Source organism: Vibrio sp. 1580 (assembly GCF_033340055.1).
This window is the reverse complement of sequence record NZ_JAWOVT010000224.1, coordinates 1-763: the sequence shown is the minus strand read 5'-3', so window position 1 is coordinate 763 and position 763 is coordinate 1. Positions and strand designations below refer to the sequence as shown.

Here is a 763-nt window from a genome sequence, read left to right as displayed (position 1 = left end):
CTTCCGGTAATGGCTTTGCGGCCAACATCTGGGTTGTCTGTTGCAAATGGCTTCACTAACCCCATTTTTTGATACATTTGTCCGCCCGCTAATGGCCCGCTGTGACAAGCAGTACAGCCTTTGTCTTTAAACAGTTGATAGCCTTCCACTTGTGCAGTAGTGAGTGCGTCGTCGTTACCTTTCAACCATAAATCGAATGGAGAGTTTGGCGTACGCAGCGTTTGTTCAAATGTTGCGATAGCATCGGTCACGTTATCAATGGTGATATTGTCGCTGCCATAAGCTTGTTGAAACCACTTGCGGTATTGAGGGATAGATTGAAGAGTGTCGACCGCGAGTTGGTGGGTAAATGCCATTTCCAATGGGTTTTCGATAGGGCCTGCGGCTTGCTCTTGCAGATCTTTCGCTCGCCCATTCCAAAATTGAACGAAATTCAAATCTGAATTAAACACCGTAGGTGAGTTGATTGGACCAATTGACCATTTGTGACCAATTGAGCTTGGTAAGTTATCAACGCCACCTTTAGCGATGTTATGGCAAGAATTACAAGAAATGGTGTTCGACGCCGACAGTCTCGGTTCAAACCACAGCGTTTTACCCAATTCAATCTTTTTACTGTCGAGCCCAGAAATGGGTTCGATGACCTTGATGGGTTCGTTGGATTGACGTTCAGCATGGGCACCGAAAGACAATATAGATAAAACACTCACTGCGATAAGAGTTTTCATAATAACTTCCTTTTGACGTGATTTTCGACTCTCAC

1 protein-coding gene is annotated in these 763 nt (G+C 45.0%); it reads right to left on the bottom strand.

The genetic code is table 11. From position 1 onward, the window contains the following. Positions 1 to 728 (bottom strand): cytochrome-c peroxidase (locus tag R7093_RS25170; RefSeq protein WP_318147010.1); only part of this gene is annotated, 728 nt, incomplete at its 3' end. Positions 729 to 763 lie beyond the last annotated feature (35 nt).